At 49.5% G+C, this 15990-nt stretch carries 14 protein-coding genes and 1 tRNA gene; 9 read left to right on the top strand and 6 right to left on the bottom strand.

Annotation, left to right across the window (positions count from 1 at the left end):
* Positions 1–202: 202 nt before the first annotated feature.
* Positions 203–285: transfer RNA gene (locus tag ACYVH9_RS25250), tRNA-Leu, on the bottom strand.
* A 1848-nt stretch (positions 286–2133) separates the two neighbouring features.
* On the opposite strand from ACYVH9_RS25250, the gene ACYVH9_RS25245 reads away from it, so the two are divergent.
* Positions 2134–3069, top strand: a complete 936-nt coding sequence (locus ACYVH9_RS25245; RefSeq protein ID WP_460639204.1) for a sugar phosphate isomerase/epimerase family protein — start codon at positions 2134–2136, stop codon at positions 3067–3069.
* 101 nt (positions 3070–3170) lie between these two features.
* On the opposite strand, the gene folE is transcribed toward ACYVH9_RS25245, so the two are convergent.
* Positions 3171–3905, bottom strand: coding sequence for a GTP cyclohydrolase I FolE (folE, locus tag ACYVH9_RS25240; RefSeq protein ID WP_460639203.1), 735 nt, complete (start codon positions 3903–3905; stop codon positions 3171–3173).
* Complete coding sequence (locus tag ACYVH9_RS25235) at positions 3868–4284, bottom strand: 6-pyruvoyl trahydropterin synthase family protein (protein ID WP_460639202.1); 417 nt, start codon at positions 4282–4284, stop codon at positions 3868–3870. The genes folE and ACYVH9_RS25235 overlap by 38 nt, the downstream gene beginning before the upstream one ends.
* A gap of 464 nt (positions 4285–4748) precedes the next feature.
* On the opposite strand from ACYVH9_RS25235, the gene ACYVH9_RS25230 reads away from it, so the two are divergent.
* The 7 genes from ACYVH9_RS25230 to ACYVH9_RS25200 all read left to right on the top strand — a co-directional run bounded on the left by ACYVH9_RS25230 (position 4749) and on the right by ACYVH9_RS25200 (position 11954).
* Complete coding sequence (locus ACYVH9_RS25230) at positions 4749–6107, top strand: Gfo/Idh/MocA family protein (RefSeq protein WP_460639201.1); 1359 nt, start codon at positions 4749–4751, stop codon at positions 6105–6107.
* A gap of 114 nt (positions 6108–6221) precedes the next feature.
* Positions 6222–7454: a sugar MFS transporter gene (locus ACYVH9_RS25225; RefSeq protein ID WP_460639200.1), complete on the top strand. Its 1233-nt coding sequence runs from the start codon at positions 6222–6224 to the stop codon at positions 7452–7454.
* Positions 7454–8530 (top strand): mevalonate kinase family protein, encoded by a 1077-nt coding sequence (locus ACYVH9_RS25220; protein WP_460639199.1) that lies wholly within the window; start codon positions 7454–7456, stop codon positions 8528–8530. The genes ACYVH9_RS25225 and ACYVH9_RS25220 overlap by 1 nt, the downstream gene beginning before the upstream one ends.
* Before the next feature lie 153 nt (positions 8531–8683).
* Positions 8684–10705 carry a (E)-4-hydroxy-3-methylbut-2-enyl-diphosphate synthase gene (ispG, locus tag ACYVH9_RS25215; RefSeq protein ID WP_460639198.1) on the top strand — a complete coding sequence of 674 codons (2022 nt, stop codon included), beginning with the start codon at positions 8684–8686 and terminating at the stop codon, positions 10703–10705.
* Positions 10706–10803: 98 nt separating this feature from the next.
* Positions 10804–10992 (top strand): DUF6728 family protein, encoded by a 189-nt coding sequence (locus ACYVH9_RS25210; protein WP_460639197.1) that lies wholly within the window; start codon positions 10804–10806, stop codon positions 10990–10992.
* Positions 10989–11342 carry an MmcQ/YjbR family DNA-binding protein gene (locus tag ACYVH9_RS25205; protein ID WP_460639196.1) on the top strand — a complete coding sequence of 118 codons (354 nt, stop codon included), beginning with the start codon at positions 10989–10991 and terminating at the stop codon, positions 11340–11342. Before ACYVH9_RS25210 ends, ACYVH9_RS25205 begins: the two co-directional genes overlap by 4 nt.
* Before the next feature lie 63 nt (positions 11343–11405).
* Positions 11406–11954: a tetratricopeptide repeat protein gene (locus ACYVH9_RS25200; protein WP_460639195.1), complete on the top strand. Its 549-nt coding sequence runs from the start codon at positions 11406–11408 to the stop codon at positions 11952–11954.
* Positions 11955–11963: 9 nt separating this feature from the next.
* On the opposite strand, the gene ACYVH9_RS25195 is transcribed toward ACYVH9_RS25200, so the two are convergent.
* From ACYVH9_RS25195 to ACYVH9_RS25185, 3 genes are all read right to left on the bottom strand, one after another.
* Positions 11964–13157, bottom strand: coding sequence for a DUF255 domain-containing protein (locus ACYVH9_RS25195; RefSeq protein WP_460639194.1), 1194 nt, complete (start codon positions 13155–13157; stop codon positions 11964–11966).
* Positions 13158–13270: 113 nt separating this feature from the next.
* The gene (gene gldC, locus ACYVH9_RS25190; protein ID WP_460639193.1) at positions 13271–13621 is read right to left on the bottom strand and encodes a gliding motility protein GldC; all 351 of its coding nucleotides are present in this window, start codon (positions 13619–13621) and stop codon (positions 13271–13273) included.
* Positions 13622–13782: 161 nt separating this feature from the next.
* Entirely contained in the window at positions 13783–14535 is a 753-nt protein-coding gene (locus tag ACYVH9_RS25185) for a DUF4197 domain-containing protein (RefSeq protein ID WP_460639192.1), read from the bottom strand.
* Positions 14536–14728: 193 nt separating this feature from the next.
* On the opposite strand from ACYVH9_RS25185, the gene ACYVH9_RS25180 reads away from it, so the two are divergent.
* Complete coding sequence (locus ACYVH9_RS25180; protein ID WP_460639191.1) at positions 14729–15982, top strand: competence/damage-inducible protein A; 1254 nt, start codon at positions 14729–14731, stop codon at positions 15980–15982.
* Positions 15983–15990: the final 8 nt, after the last annotated feature.

Below are 15990 nucleotides of genomic sequence, written 5' to 3'. Positions count from 1 at the left end.
AATCTAAGATCCCCTCGGGTAACAGAAAACGGACTAAGGCTTGATAAGACTCTTGCAAGGAACTCAAAATTGATTCTGCGCAAAAAAACTACTTTTTTCCACGCCCCCCAAATTCCCCGACTGATCCTAGAAAAGTTTGGAAGTAGTTAAAAATAAAGCGCTATAAGTGAATGACTTATAGCGCTTTATTTGTTTTTAGGTGTGTCCACGGAGGGATTCGAACCCTCACACCAGTACGGCACCACCCCCTCAAGATGGCGTGTCTACCAATTCCACCACATGGACATCTTGTGATTTTGTGGATGCAAAAGTAGAGGTTTGATGAATAAAAACCAAGACCCGATTTTTATATTCTCTAAAAAATGATGGTCCTATGAGTATGTACAAGCCAACTTCCCCTTTTTTGAGCAGAACGCAACGGCTATTCTGTCGTTCGTTCATCATAGGTTAGCACAGAACCTGGCTCTTCTCCTGACAGAGGAGCCAGTGTTTTTTAGAACCTGGCTAAATTAATAAAAAGACCGCCGATGCTTTGGTTAGTCTTTTTCGCCCGCTCTAGTATGGTACATTTTGAATTTATGCTTCCCAAAGGCCCTTTTCTCATAGTGGGTGGTGCGCTCCTGTGACCGAGCCACCATTAGTGTACACCATCAGGTTAATACTGGGATACCAGATACAAAATTTTACCGGAACAGGATCGTCTGGGCGGATTAGGGATATTGACACCCCCTACCCGCTCTCCGGGGCGGCTGCGGCTATTACTTCCGAAGTTTTGATAAATTAATTGACCTGAACTGGCCAGACCCGCCCCTCCCTCACAAAGTCATGAAGGACTTCACTCTTTAACTCCTGAGTCATAAGTCCCCAGCGAAGTTGCGGTATTTCTTCGGGTTCTAATAGCCTCCAGGATGTCTGATATTTTGAGCGAAAATAGAAGTGGGAATGGATTCTAATGAACTCTACAGTTCCAGATACAGCATGAAGATCGATGGCAAACTGAAGGTGTGGCATGTAAAAAGGTAGAGATTTATAGGGCTTTGACGGACAAAAACCCCATAAGTCACCCCCTATTTTGTCGATGAAGGAGTTGATTCAATTAAATAGATGATTCTCAAGGTTGTTTATTTTCACGGCTCCTCTCCGTCTGTTAATTCTCCAGTTTAAAACTGCCCGTTGAGTCGGTGTGCCGGAGATTCTGCGGTTGGCTGCTGGATCAACGCACGCATACCGCTCATTGTTTTCAACAGAAATTTTGATTATTGGCGTAAAAGACGAGGGATTCAGGATAAGATGGAGAGATCAACCCAAGCAGTCATGAAGGAGGCTGTGCAACGTTTGGTTAACCTTATTTCAGAAATTCTTTAGACTAGCTTGGCACCCTATGCGTTATTATAAAACTGGTCAGGATCAATCCGTCCTGACCAGTACCGTTCTCTCTATCATTGATTACCGTCCCCATTTGGGGACGGTAAAAGTCTTTGTTAGACGGTACTCCTACGCTCAAGTCACATTTTGCACCCAAGTTGCCGTAACCATCGAGATCTATGTTCCACTTTATTAGTGGGGTCTTGAAACCTTTGCTCTGGATTTCAGCTTGTCGATCTGATCAAGTCTTTCCAAATTATCCAACCATATTACAAGTACCTGATCACCAATTGACTGCCGATCATTAATCGTGTGAAGGTGCGCCATTTCCATAAGGCTAAACTTAGCCGAAAGAAGTTGTTCTGAAACTTGGTATTTATGGGTCATAGTAAAAAAAAATCTATATTGATAAAGACTGGTCAGGTTCATACCGCCCTGACCAGTTCGAGTTTACTCTAATCGTGTTATACTCTCTGAATAGAATTCAGAAATTACACCACGATAGGACGGTAAGATTTCCTCAAAGTCACCCCTCATCCTGAAATTTAACTGATTATCCCAGTTCGGGTAGATTTCTGTGTATCCAATAGCTCCTTAAAATCACGGATTTGCGGGCAAAAAAGACACTTTTTTAGTAAAAATCGGGGCACCGCCCAAAAATCATGGTTTTTCGGCCCCTACTCCACTCCTCTGCGAAGCCAGTCTTTTTTAGTATCTTGTCCCCGCATCATCCCGGCGTCGGGATCAACTCATTTAACAGATTAACCTATGTACTCACGTCGAAATTTTCTACAACAACTCGGCGCACTGACAGCGGCATCGCTAACGCTTCCCGTGCTAGCAGAAACCGCAGCGAAAAAACCGTTCTTCGAAATTTCACTGGCCGAATGGTCGTTACACAAAGCGTTGTTTAACGAAAAAAAGATCACCAACCTCGATTTTCCGGCCTTAGCCAAAGATGAATTTGGCATCTCAATTGTCGAATACGTCAATCAATTTTTCAAGGATAAAGCCCAGGATGCCACGTACCTGAAAGAACTGATGATGCGTTGTAAAGACAACGGCGTCCGTAATCATCTGATTATGATCGATGGCGAGGGCTACCTAGGTGAAACCGATGCAGCCAAACGCAACGAAGCCGTAGAAAAACACAAACCGTGGGTTGAATGCGCCAAAACACTAGGCTGTAAAACCATTCGGGTAAATGCCTTTGGTAAAGGAACCGAAGAAGAGGTAGCCAAAGCCGCTGTGGAAGGACTCGGTAAATTGGGTGAGTTTGCCAAAACCATGAACATCAACGTCATCGTTGAAAACCACGGCAGTTACTCCTCCAATGGCCAGTGGCTGACGGGAGTCATGAAACAGGTCAACATGAAAAACGTCGGCATTCTGCCCGATTTTGGCAACTTCTGCATCAAACGCAGCGATGGTTCAGAATGGGGCGGTAAGTGCGTCGAAGAGTACGACCGCTACAAGGGCGTAGCCGAAATGATGCCGTTTGCCAAGGGAGTCAGTGCCAAAGCACATGATTTTGACGCCAACGGAAACTGCACCGATACCGATTACATGCGCATGATGAAAATCGTCAAAGACAGCGGGTTCAAAGGCATCGTCGGTATCGAATACGAAGGCTCCAACCTGAGCGAATACGAGGGCATTAAAAAAACCAAAGCCCTACTGGATCGCGTAGGAACAATAGTTTGATTTTTCAATTAAAAATAGAAGAGTTAAAACGTAAAAATACCGCTTCGCCAAATCAATGCGTCAGCTACTTTTACGTTTTAACTCTTCACGTTTATTTTAACTCAAAGTGCTGCCGTGGGCTCACTGACGTGGCGGAGAAATTCCTGACGCTTGGCGTCGTCTTCCTTGAATTTACCGCTGTAATGTACTGTAACCGTTGAACTGTTCACATCCTGCACACCACGCATCGACACACACAGGTGTCGGGCATCGATGACTACGGCCACATCTTCCGTCTGCAACACGTCTTTCAACTCATTGGCAATCTGCTCCGTCAAGCGCTCCTGAACCTGTGGGCGCTTGGCAAAATACTGCACAATCCGGTTCAGCTTTGACAAACCAATTACTTTCCCACTGGAAATATAAGCCACGTGGGCACGACCGATAATCGGCACAAAGTGGTGTTCGCAGTGAGACTGCACCGTAATGTTTTTCTCGACCAGCATTTCGTTGTACTGGTATTTGTTGTCAAACAGAGCCGCCTTCGGTTTTTTGGCCGTATCAAGTCCGCTGAATATTTCCTGTACGTACATCTTGGCTACGCGCCGGGGCGTTCCTTTCAGACTGTCGTCGGTCAGATCAAGGCCGAGAATGTTCATAATCTCGCGGAAATGCTTTTCGATCAATTCCACTTTCGTATCATCACTCAGGTCAAACGCATCGGCCCGCAACGGAGTTTCTACGGACGTGGCCATGTGCTCATCCCCCACCTCATCGACCGTCAGGTCGGTCAGCAGGTCATAATTGAGGGGATGGCCGTTAGACCGGGTATTCGACGAAGTTCCGTTCGGTTTCATAGAGTCTAATTTTCAAATCCAATGATGAATCAAGCTGGCTACGCAGCGAATCGTAAATAACTACAGCAATATGTTCGGCAGTGGGATTCAGATTTTTAAATTCTTCCGTGTCCAGATTCAGGTTCTTGTGATCAAACCGATCCGTCACCTGGGATTTGATCAGATCACTCAACACTTTCATGTCCATCACATAACCACTTGCAGGATCGATTTCCCCGGTCACCTGAACAACAAGCTCATAGTTGTGGCCGTGGTAGTGCGGATTGTTACACTTGCCAAAAAACCGCTGGTTCTCCTCGTCCGACCACGCCGGATTGTGGAGACGATGAGCCGCATTGAAGTGTTCTTTGCGGAACACCGCTACCCGTTTTTTGTCCATTCTGTCAGCACCGGTGGTCCGGTTTTACGATTGATTTTAAAATCTCGACCAAAATGTCGTCAGAAAGGTTGTCTGCAACACATTTAAGCCGTCAAGCGGTGAGATAACCCGCTTTCAGGAGAAATTTTAGTGAGTTCTGATCCGTTAACAAGCCGGTTTAGGTTTTGGTTCAACACCTGAGTTATTCAGGGTCTCGGTGTTGCGAGCCATTAAACGGCATGTTCCTGTAAATGAACCTGTTAAGCTTGCCTTCATTCTTAAAATACCGGTTTCCTTTTTTTCTACTCAATAGTCCGAATCCATCGAAATCAGTATGTTCAATAATTGGCGGGTCAAAACCGTCTTGGCTGTGTATGAAGTATTCGGAACAATTCTTTGTGCTACCAATATTTTACGTTTTTTTTACAAATCAGACGCTTTGAAACCGGTCAGATTTTGCAAAGCAACCTAAATCCAGAACACTCTTGAAAACAACCCGACGATATTTCCTGCGATCTGCAGCCGCTACGGTTTCGACCGCTCCCCTTTTCCCAGCGGTTTTGACGGGAAAACCGGCCCAGGAACGCAAAGTCCGCCTGGCATTTATTGGCGTCGGCGGGCGTGGGCGTAGCCATGTGGAGCAATCCCTGTACCGCAACGATGTCGCTATAACGGCCATTTGCGACATTGATCCGGAAGCAATCAAAGAAACCAAAGCGATGATCAGCAAAGCCGGGCGCACCGAACCGACAGTTTTCGGGAAAAATGACGAAGATTTCCTGAACATGCTGAAGCGCGACGACATCGACGGCGTGGTGATTGCCACTCCCTGGGAATGGCACGTGCCGATGGCCGTGGCTACCATGAAAGCTGGCAAGTACGCGGGCGTCGAGGTGTCGGCCACAGTCACCCTGAAAGAGTCCTGGGACTTGATCGAAGCCTCGGAGAAGAGTGGCATGCCGTGCATGATTCTGGAAAATGTTTGCTACCGCCGGGATGTGATGGCCGTGTTGAATATGATCCGGCAGGGAATGTTTGGGGAGATGCTCTACGCTCACTGTGGCTACCAGCACGATCTGCGCAACATCAAATTCAACGACGGCACGGTGAAACAGGGCGTGGGTGCCGAGTTTGGAGCGAAAGGCTATTCTGAAGCCCGCTGGCGTACCCAGCACTCGGTGGACCGCAACGGTGATCTGTACCCAACGCACGGATTGGGACCCGTGGCCCACTGGCTGGACATCAACCGTGGAAACCGGTTTACCTACCTGACCTCAATGGCCACCAAACCGCGTGGCTTGCACAACTACATTGTTGACAAGGGCGGACCAAATCACCCCAATGCGAAGGTTAATTTCAAACTCGGTGATGTGGTGACCACGATGGTGCAGTGTGCCAACGGCGAAAACATCGTCATCATGCACGACACCAACTCGCCCCGCCCCTATTCGCTCGGTTTTCGGGCGCAGGGCACAAAGGGCATCTGGATGGACGACGGCAAAACGATTTACCTGGAAGGAGCCAGCCCCAAACCGCACCAGTGGGAACCGTTCAGTTCTTATCAGGAAAAATACGATCACCCCATCTGGAAAAGTCATGCCCAGGCGGCCGAAAAAGCGGGGCATGGCGGTATTGATTTCTTCGTGATGCGGGCCTTCATCGAATCCGTCAAACGCAAAGTTCCCCCACCGATTGATGTGTATGATGCCGCCGTTTGGAGCGCCATCAGTCCGCTTTCGGAAGAATCCATTGCCAAAGGCAGCAAACCGATTGAAATTCCGGATTTTACGCGCGGCAAGTGGAAAACCAATAAGCCTATTTTTGCTTTAAACGACGACTATTAGTAGGAGGGTTTTCCGATCGCCCGAATAAAATTCGCAGATAATAAAATTTTTTAAAATATATTGTCCATTCATAGGCTGATAGCCTACCATCGTTTTATTTTCAACTTAAAAAAAATGACCCCCACTGCAACCCAAAATTCTACTAAAAACTACTTTGGTCCATTGCTCATAATTGGTGTATTGTTTTCCATTTTCGGATTCACCACCTGGGTTAATGGTGTGCTCATCGCTTTTTTTAAACAGTCTTTCCAACTCAGCACGGTTGGGTCGAACTTAGTAGCTTTTGCTTTTTTTATTTCCTATACACTAATGGCCATTCCTTCAGCATGGTTACTTAGAAAAACAGGTTTTAAAAATGGCATGTCACTGGGATTGGTGGTAATGGCTCTAGGTACGATCCTTTTCATTCCCGCAGCCAAAGCGGTTTCTTACCCATCTTTTCTAGCCGGTTTGTTCCTGATCGGTATTGGTTTGACAGTTTTGCAGACCGCTTCGAACCCTTACGTCACAATTCTAGGTCCGCGCGAAAGTGCCGCCCAACGAATCAGCATCATGGGTGTTGCCAATAAACTAGCGGGCATTTTTAGCCAGTTTATCTTCGGAGGTATCTTGTTAACGGGTGGAAATGCCCTTTCTGCCTCACAATCGCTGGAAAAACTAGTAACTCCCTACTTAATTTTAACGTGCGTTCTGCTTGCATTTGCTCTGCTAATTCGGTTTTCTACTCTGCCCGAAGTTTCGGAAGAGCAGGATGAGGACCCGACCGCAGCCGTTAAAGCCACAACAACCGATAGCATCTGGCAACACGCCAATCTGGTATTGGGTGTGCTGGCCATCTTCTGTTACGTGGGTGTAGAAGTTATTTCGGGCGATACCATCATCAACTACGGAGTCGCGCTGGGTTTCTCAAACGATGAAGCAAAATATTTTACGGCTTACACGCTCTACGGAATGTTAGCGGGTTATATTTTGTGTATCATCCTGATTCCGCGCTTTCTCTCCCAGCAAAAAGCCCTGATGCTGGGTACGGTTCTCGGCCTGATTTTGACAGTAGGAGCCTTGGTGACGGACGGTTTTACGTCGGTTTTGTGCATTGCCTTACTGGGCTTTGCCATCGCTCCCGTCTGGGGGGCACTATGGCCGCTGTCACTCAACCGGCTGGGCCGATTTACCAAATTGGGTTCTGCCTTGCTCATCATGGGGATTTCCGGCGGAGCACTGCTGCCGCTGCTGCACGGTTACCTGACCGATACCGTTAGCCCTAAAATGGCGTATGCCATGATTTTGCCCCTGTTGGGTTACATTTTGTATTACGCCGTGGTAGGCAGTAAAAAAACAAACTGGTAATGACTCCCATTAGTGTTTCCACCCCCGGCCGAATCTGTTTATTCGGTGAGCACCTGGATTACCTGGGATTGCCCGTCATCGCTGCGGCTATCAACCGGCGGATTCGGATCACTGGTTCTCACCGGACTGATCAGAAGGTCATCATCAACCTTCCGGACATTAACGAACGAGAGGAATTTGATTTGTCGGGCTCATCGCTGATTTATACCAAACCGCGCGATTATTTCCGGAGCAGCTACAATGTTCTGGTGCGGCACGGCTACCAGTTTTCAAAAGGAGTTGAATGTGAAGTACGCGGCAACATTCCAATCAATTCCGGCACCTCGAGTTCTTCCGCGCTGGTGGCGTCGTGGTTGCACTTTTTGATGCGTATGAGCGATCGCCCCCGGCTGCTCAGCCGTCAGGAGATTGGTAACCTGGCCAACGAAGCTGAAACTCGTGAGTTTGGCGAACCGGGCGGAATGATGGACCACTATTCCACGGCCATCGGCGACGTGATTTACCTGGAATCGCAACCCGAAATCGAGATTGAAGAACTCCGCCCCAAACTGGGTGCCTTCGTGCTTGGCGACTCGCTGGAGCCCAAAGACACGCTCACGATTTTGGGCCGGCTGCGCAACGGGGTGACCGAAATCCTCAAAAAGATCCAGCAGGTCAACCCGGAATTCTCGTTGCACACTACCGATGTACTCGAACTGGCCGATTACCGTCCGTACCTGTCCGGTGGCGAAAATACTCTCCTGGAGGGGACGGTTTCTAACCGGGATTTACTCCGTGAAGCGCGTCAGGTGCTCGAATCCGCCGATCTGGATCACATCCTGCTGGGCAATTTGCTCAACCGCCATCACGCCAATCTGCGGGATGCTCAACGCATTTCGACGCCCAAAATCGACCGGATGCTCGAAGCCGCGTTGAATGCGGGGGCCCTCGGCGGCAAAATCAACGGTTCGGGCGGGGGGGGCTGTATGTTTGCTTACGCACCCGGGCACGCGGGAGCCGTTGCCGAAGCCATTGAACGCCAGGGCGGCACGGCTTACATTATCCGGGTTGACGAAGGGACCAAAGTAGAAGAATAGACAACCAACTGATTTTCAACGCTGTTACAACCAGGTCAATCCATAGTAAAAATGAACATTTTCCGCTAAAAAAGGGTTCTATTCCATAGCAAAGCGAAGAAAACGACCTGGTTTCGTTACCTTTGTATTCTCTTCCGCACTTGCTTTTTAGCTATGCTTGACCTGGTTACACCGTCACCTATACCATCCGCCGACAAATCGGCCCCCTATTGCAATTCGCTCACCGGCTACTCCCGTCGTCAAACCGTTACCGTTCCCATCGGCGATGTGCCATTAGGCTCCGATTACCCCATTCGGGTCCAATCGATGACCACCATCGATACCATGAACACCACCGGTTCGGTAGAGCAGTCAATCAAAATGATCGAAGCGGGTTGCGAATACATCCGGATCACGGCGCCGAGCGTGAAAGAAGCGCAGAATCTGGAAAACATTCGCAAGGAATTGCGAGCCCGCGGCTACACGACGCCCCTGGTGGCCGATATTCACTTTACCCCCAATGCCGCCGAACTGGCCGCCCGGATTGTCGAGAAAGTCCGGATTAATCCCGGCAATTACGCCGACCGGAAACGGTTTGAAGTCATTGAATACACCGATGCATCGTATGCCGCCGAACTGGAACGGATTCGTGCCAAATTTTTGCCCCTTGTTCGAATCTGCAAGGAATACGGCACGGCTATGCGCATCGGCACCAACCACGGTTCGCTTTCCGACCGGATTTTGAGTCGGTATGGCGATACGCCCGTCGGCATGGTCGAGTCAGCACTTGAATTTCTGCGCATTTGCGAAGACGAAAACTATTATAATATTGTCCTGTCGATGAAGTCCAGTAACCCGCAGGTGATGGTTGAAGCCTACCGCCTGCTCGTGCATCGACTGGATGCGGAAGGACTGAAACCGTACCCGCTGCATTTGGGCGTGACGGAAGCGGGCGAAGCCGAAGACGGCCGGATCAAATCAGCCGTGGGCATTGGCACACTGCTGGAAGACGGTTTGGGTGATACGGTTCGCGTTTCATTGACCGAAGATCCCGAACTGGAAGCACCCGTTGCCAAAGCACTGATCGACCGCTATACCCACCGGAGCGACCACGCTCCCATTCCACCAATCAACCATTATCCCATTGATCCCTTTCAGTACACGCGCCGGAAAACGCACGAGGTGGCCAATTTCGGAGGAATCAATGTGCCCCGGGTTGTGGCAGATTATGCCCGGATACCGGTAACAGAACACGAACAGCTCCGCCCCATCGGTCACTTTTACCTGCCCGTTCCCGATAAATGGCGAATGAACGACCTGGGTGCCGATTATATTTACACCGGTGCCCAACCCGCTTCGTTTATGTTGCCGAACGGTTTGAAAGAGATTCTGGATTATACCGTTTGGGTTTCGGCGGGCGATCCGGCTCATCAGTTTCCGTTGCTAAACACGGCTACCTACCTGTCGTTGCGTCAGGAATCGGCAAAGCTCCATCCGATTCTCAACTTTGTCGAAACCCGATTGAATGACTGGTCCGACGCTCTGGCGGATGCGCTGCGGCAGGATCGGAACATCGTGCTGGTGGTCCGAACCGACAACGAACACGCCATGGCCGAAATCCGGCGGTTGTACGTTGAGCTACTGAATCATGCCATTACCAGCCCGGTGATTAACTTGCGAAGCTTCCCCGACAACCAAGGCGATGGCTTACAGCTGTATGCCGCTACCGACCTCGGTGGTTTGCTGGTCGATGGGTTGGGAGACGGCGTCTGGCTGGCGACGAATCGGCTCCCCAATCTGTTGCCGGACGAACAGCTGGCTACCGCGAATCGGTACAATTCCATCGCGTTCGGAGTTTTACAGGCCGCCCGCACCCGCATGTCCAAAACCGAGTACATTTCCTGCCCGTCCTGCGGTCGAACCTTGTTCGATTTGCAGGAAACCACCGCTATGATTCGCAAACGCACCGATCATTTGAAGGGAGTTAAAATTGGCATCATGGGGTGTATCGTCAACGGTCCGGGCGAAATGGCCGATGCGGATTACGGGTATGTGGGAATCGGAAAAGATAAAATTTCGTTATACCGAGGTCAGCAGGTGATCAAAAAATCCGTTCATGCCGACTCCGCAGTCGACGAGCTGATTGAACTCATCAAAGAAGATGGCCGCTGGAACGAACCCGAATCCATTGAATAATTAAAAGTTAAAAATTAAGAGTTAAAGTAGATGGCCTGTCTTAAAGCTAATTATTACTTTTTCTTTTTAATTTTTTAACTATTAACTTCTAACTCCTTATGTCTCGCATTGGTGATTATTTCAAGTTGGGCGAAGCCTTTCAGTACTTTTTTCGGGTGTTTCAGAAGCCGGACCCCAGCCGCCCGACCAACGCTAACATCCGCATGATGCACGGAATCAACCGGATTTCGATCATCATGTTCCTGATCTGTCTCATTGTCATGATCGTACGAGCCATTCTTCGATGAACATTGAATCCTTGCGGACCTACTGTCTAAGCAAAACCGGAGCGACTGAATCATTCCCATTTGGTGAAGAAACCCTCGTTTTTAAAGTCGGCGGAAAAATTTTCGCCCTGACCTCTCTGGACAGCAACCCGTTGTCGGTGAATTTGAAATGCGATCCGGAACGGGCGGTGGAGCTTCGGGAACAACACGATGCCGTTCGCCCGGGTTACCACATGAATAAAACGCACTGGAATACCGTTATTATCAACGGATCGGTTCGGGAAAGTGACCTGAAAAGCTGGATCGATCATTCGTACGATCTTATTGTGAAAAGCCTGCCTAAGTCCGTTCGGCAGGAACTTGCTCAATAGGATTTGAGTTGCACAAATACCGCAAAAACCGTATTTTCGGTAGACTAGTGAATACCTCAGCGTATGGAAGTTGCTCTGTTAGGATTGTTCTTCTTTTTGTTTCTTTTCATCCGGTATTTCGTGGTGGATCACGAAACCCCGGCGGAAAAAGATCGTCGCCGTTTTCTGGAAGGGATTCAGTTTGTTCAGCAGCATCGCTACGACGAAGCTTTTCGCTTTTTTGACGAAGCCGTTCAGCAAAACCCCAAGTCGTCCATTGCCTTTGCGTACCGCGCCAAATGCCACCTTCGCAACGAAAATATCTATTCCGCTTTATTTGACCTGACTTGCGCCCTCAGCCTGGACAATACGGTTGCCGAGTCGTATTTGGACAAAGGCATTGCCCTGTATCAGCTAAACCGGTTTCAGGAAGCATTCAACGAATTCGACAAAGCCGTCTGGTATTTTCGGGGCCAGCAGCCCGATGCCATGCGGTGGCGGGCACTGGCGGGCATCCAACTCGATCGGTACAACCAGGCACGGGCTGACCTGATCCGGGCCATCGAACTGGGCGACGAGAATTCTGCCTACTTACTGAAGCAGCCGCCTTTTTCCAACGTTATTTTCTCGTAACGGCTTCGGTTATTTGAGCTGATTGATTTGCAGCATATTCCGCTTGGTATCCATTTTTGCGGTTTTGGCTAATTCCAGCGACTTTTGGGCCGCTTTTAATCCGTCATTCGTTTTACCGCCCCGTCGGTACACTTCCGCCAGTTCAAAATACAGATCGGCCTGCTCGGCGGACGACTTCGCCTGCGAAATTGCCTTATTCGCCCACCGCGCTACCGTTGGCGCATCGGCGGCATCCTGACTTTTGCGATTGAATAACCGAATCACGTACAGATACTCCGGCGACGAAAACTGGCTCTGGGCAATGTGCTCATCCATGCGCGAAGCCGCCTTGTTGTTTTGCCCGGCCCGGAAATAAGCATTCACCTCGGGCAACAACGTGCGGTTATTCGCCACGCGGCCATCAATTCCGATCTGCTGCAACTGGTTGCGAATGGCAATGATTTTGGTTGCCGGATACTGATTGCCACGGCTGCTGTAGAGCGATGACATCAGAATATTTTCCGCTACGGTTTTAACCGATTCCGCCCCGTATTGCTTGACATAAGGATCCAGGTGACCGATCATGTACTGAAAAAGGGGATTATCCACGTCCAGAATCAGCTTTTGCAGCACCAGCCAGTTCGTCTGATTCGTGTAGCTATTGGCGGGTTGTTGGGCCACGTACTGATTCATGGCCTTGATGTTGGTGGCCGTATCGCGGGTGACGCGCGCGTACATGCCGTAATCGATCAGGAAATTCGGGGACCGTTCGCCTTCATCATACCGTTTCTCCATCGCCGACGAGCGAGCCGAAGGGTTCAAGGCAACGGTGCCGTGGCGAATAACTTCCTCCGTGGAGTTGTTGCTCATGGCCATGTGAATCAATTTCCCCTGCGCATCGAAATACAGGAATAACGGCAACGAAGGCACAAACAAATGATGCTTGTCCAGAAAGGCAACGGTTTCTTTCGACCCAATATCGACTTTGGTGTTGATGAAGCGGCTGTTGTAAAATTTGCCCACATTCTTATTGGCAAATGTGGGAACAAAACTCTGACATACGTGGCAGGTGGCGGAGTAAACCTCAATAAATACGGGCTTTCTCGCGGTTTTTGCCGCAGCAAAAACCGTATTGATAGACCCAGTCCGAAACTGTACGCCTTGTCCTGCTGCCGAACCGACCGACAGCCAAACAAGCATAATTAGTGCACTTAAAGTCTTCATCAGCGGGTGGGTTAAATGCTTACGGTTTTCTGCCGCCAGCAAGTCACGCATACTCCTTAACTGGATGCGTTGCTACTGAAAACAGAAAACCGTAAACGTAATTCTATAAACCGTTAGGATTGCTGCTGTTGTGAGCGGTATTCTTCCTCCACTTTTTTACTCAAATTACGGCAGAGGTTATCAATTTCGTCGGCCATCGGCTGGTCACCCGTCGCCGTGACGATGGTATCGGCCAGGCTGCCAAGCACTTCAATACAAAACCGCTTCATATCGGTAACCGCCATGTCTTTCGTCCATAAATTCAGCCGAAGCGTACCCTGGTTGTAATGATCCCACACCGAAACCACTACCGCTTTCGTATCGCTCAAGCCTTCATTGGGATTATCGGTGGCATTCCAGAAGATTTTTTCCGGAATATTCTGATTGTCTAATTCTACCGTAAAATTGATTTCTGATTTTTTCATCGCTTTCGATACAACACATTAAAAACTCCGCTCACCCATCGGCACCGTTCGGCTACGGCGCCAATTTCGGCGGAGTTCTACGACTTCAAAGGTAAACATTTGTAGCCCGGTTTTCAATGGAAGCCCTGTGATTCGGTCCAAAAACCGTCTTCGCCTGTCCTTTATTGCTGACTAAACACTTTTTTCAGCAAATCATTCACCCGGGCCGCCGGATTTTCGCGGATGCGCGCTTCTTCCTGCTCAACCAGCAAAAAAATGCCGTCGGTTGCTTTGGTAGCCGCGTAGCGTGTCAAATCCGGATCCAGTTTCTGGGTTGCAATAGGCAATCTATTGTATGTCCGCACCAGGTCGCCGTAATAGCGGGTCGCGTTATTTTTCTTCAATGTGCTATCGATGACCGGCGTAAAGGCCGCCATCAACTGGTCGGAAGTGGTACGCTTCAGGTACTGAGTGGCGGCATTTTTATCTCCTTTCAAAATCCCGACGGCATCCTGAATCGTCATGGAAGTCAGGGCATTGAGAAAAATGGGCTTGGCTTTTTTGGCCGCATCTTCCGCCGATCGGTTGAGCGACAGGATGAATTGATCGACCTGTTTGCCCATCCCAATTTTACGCAAAGCCGACTCCAGTTTCTGGGCCTCGGGCGGCATCAGGATTTTGATCAGGGCATTTTTAAAATAGCCGTCCGTCGCCGACGCCTGATCAGTTCCTTTGTTGATTCCGATCCGCAGGGCTTCCTTTAAACCGTTGGCAATCTCATTACTCGATAGCGATCCGCTGGAAGCCGACTCACCAACCTTCTCCAGAATTTGTCCGAAAATAGTTTTCCTCTTCGGTTGCGTTGAATCCGACTGGGCCATGAGGGTTCCCGAAAATGCGGTAAACATCAGTCCCAGAACAAGCGTTTTCTTCATGATTATTTCAGGTTGATACTAGTGATGAAACATTCGCAGGCTAACCCGCAACAATTGACAAACCGTTTTTTTACGTACTTTTGAGCCGAAAGCATCGGTCTATTGTTGTTCCGTCGACCTACCTATATGGTATAAGACAAGAATTCAGGCCAAAAGTATTAGGCCGATTGCAAAAAAATGTAGATTCTTTTCCATGAAACCCATCCTGGCCGAAGTTATAACGATAGGCGACGAAATACTGTTTGGACAGATTACTGATACAAATACCCAGTGGATCTGTGCCGAATTGACCAAAATCGGCATTCGGACGGTTCGAAAGTCGTCAGTGGGCGACCAGCGGGAGGCTATTCTGGAAATTCTGGCCGAAGCAACCCAGCGGGCCGATCTGGTGATTCTGACCGGCGGGTTAGGCCCTACCAAGGATGATATAACGAAAGTCACGCTGTGTGACTATTTCAACACCAGCCTTCAGCGTAATCCGGAAGCGCTGGCGGTTGTCCAATCGTTTTTTGATCGTCGGGGACGCCCCATGACGGAAATCAACGCCCGTCAGGCCGATCTCCCCCTCAATTGTAACTACATCCCCAATGACTGGGGAACAGCACCGGGCATGTGGTTTCACGAGAACGACACCGTGTATGTTTCGCTGCCGGGCGTTCCGTTCGAAATGAAAAACCTGATGCAGTACCGGATTATTCCGATGTTGCAAACCCATTTTGCCACCCCGTCCATTGTTCACAAAATGATTCGGACGGTTGGCATTGGTGAATCCTTTCTGGCTGAACGGATTGCAGACTGGGAGGACAACCTTCCCAGCCACATCAAACTGGCCTATTTACCCAATTTTGGTCAGGTTCGGTTGCGGTTGACGGGCACCGGCGACGATACGTTGCGTTTGCGGGACGAACTCGATCAACAGGTGGCAGCCGTTCTTCCGCTGATTGAACAGCACGTTTTCGGGTACGATGACGACGAACTGGAGATGAAGGTTGCGCAGCTCTTATCCGAAAAAAGCTGGATGATGGCAACAGCGGAGAGTTGTACGGGCGGTTTTGTTGCCAGTCAGATCACAAAATACTCAGGCTCATCGGCTTATTTCGTGGGCAGCGTTGTCGCCTACAGCAACACCGTTAAGGTCAGCCAATTGGGCGTAACCCCCGAAACCCTCGCCCAGTTTGGGGCCGTTAGTGAGCAAACCGCCCGGGAAATGGCGGAAGGTGTTCGTACCCGGCTGGGAGCCCACGTTGGCCTGGCAACCACGGGCATTGCCGGGCCGAACGGCGGTACCCCCGAAAAACCGGTCGGCACCATCTGGATTGCCTGTTCCACCGAAAAACAAACCGTAGCCCGTTTACTGAAACTCGGGCCTTTTCGGGAACAGAATATCCAGGCTACCACTGTTTACGCATTAAATCTGCTCCGGCAAGTGTTGCTGGATGAACAATAAACTACCTA

It is taken from the genome of Larkinella harenae (assembly GCF_054780515.1).
This window is presented reverse-complemented; position numbering and strand designations above follow the sequence as displayed.

What these genes read in the sequence shown, in the direction of transcription:
- folE (WP_460639203.1), bottom strand. Translation starts at nt 3,905, where the DNA reads ATGAAACCGAACGGAACTTCGTCGAATACCCGGTCTAACGGCCATCCC.
- ACYVH9_RS25180 (WP_460639191.1), top strand. Translation starts at nt 14,729, where the DNA reads ATGAAACCCATCCTGGCCGAAGTTATAACGATAGGCGACGAAATACTG.
- ACYVH9_RS25195 (WP_460639194.1), bottom strand. Translation starts at nt 13,157, where the DNA reads ATGAAGACTTTAAGTGCACTAATTATGCTTGTTTGGCTGTCGGTCGGT.
- ACYVH9_RS25225 (WP_460639200.1), top strand. Translation starts at nt 6,222, where the DNA reads ATGACCCCCACTGCAACCCAAAATTCTACTAAAAACTACTTTGGTCCA.
- ACYVH9_RS25220 (WP_460639199.1), top strand. Translation starts at nt 7,454, where the DNA reads ATGACTCCCATTAGTGTTTCCACCCCCGGCCGAATCTGTTTATTCGGT.
- ACYVH9_RS25245 (WP_460639204.1), top strand. Translation starts at nt 2,134, where the DNA reads ATGTACTCACGTCGAAATTTTCTACAACAACTCGGCGCACTGACAGCG.
- ACYVH9_RS25210 (WP_460639197.1), top strand. Translation starts at nt 10,804, where the DNA reads ATGTCTCGCATTGGTGATTATTTCAAGTTGGGCGAAGCCTTTCAGTAC.
- ACYVH9_RS25200 (WP_460639195.1), top strand. Translation starts at nt 11,406, where the DNA reads ATGGAAGTTGCTCTGTTAGGATTGTTCTTCTTTTTGTTTCTTTTCATC.
- ACYVH9_RS25205 (WP_460639196.1), top strand. Translation starts at nt 10,989, where the DNA reads ATGAACATTGAATCCTTGCGGACCTACTGTCTAAGCAAAACCGGAGCG.
- gldC (WP_460639193.1), bottom strand. Translation starts at nt 13,621, where the DNA reads ATGAAAAAATCAGAAATCAATTTTACGGTAGAATTAGACAATCAGAAT.
- ACYVH9_RS25235 (WP_460639202.1), bottom strand. Translation starts at nt 4,284, where the DNA reads ATGGACAAAAAACGGGTAGCGGTGTTCCGCAAAGAACACTTCAATGCG.
- ACYVH9_RS25185 (WP_460639192.1), bottom strand. Translation starts at nt 14,535, where the DNA reads ATGAAGAAAACGCTTGTTCTGGGACTGATGTTTACCGCATTTTCGGGA.
- ispG (WP_460639198.1), top strand. Translation starts at nt 8,684, where the DNA reads ATGCTTGACCTGGTTACACCGTCACCTATACCATCCGCCGACAAATCG.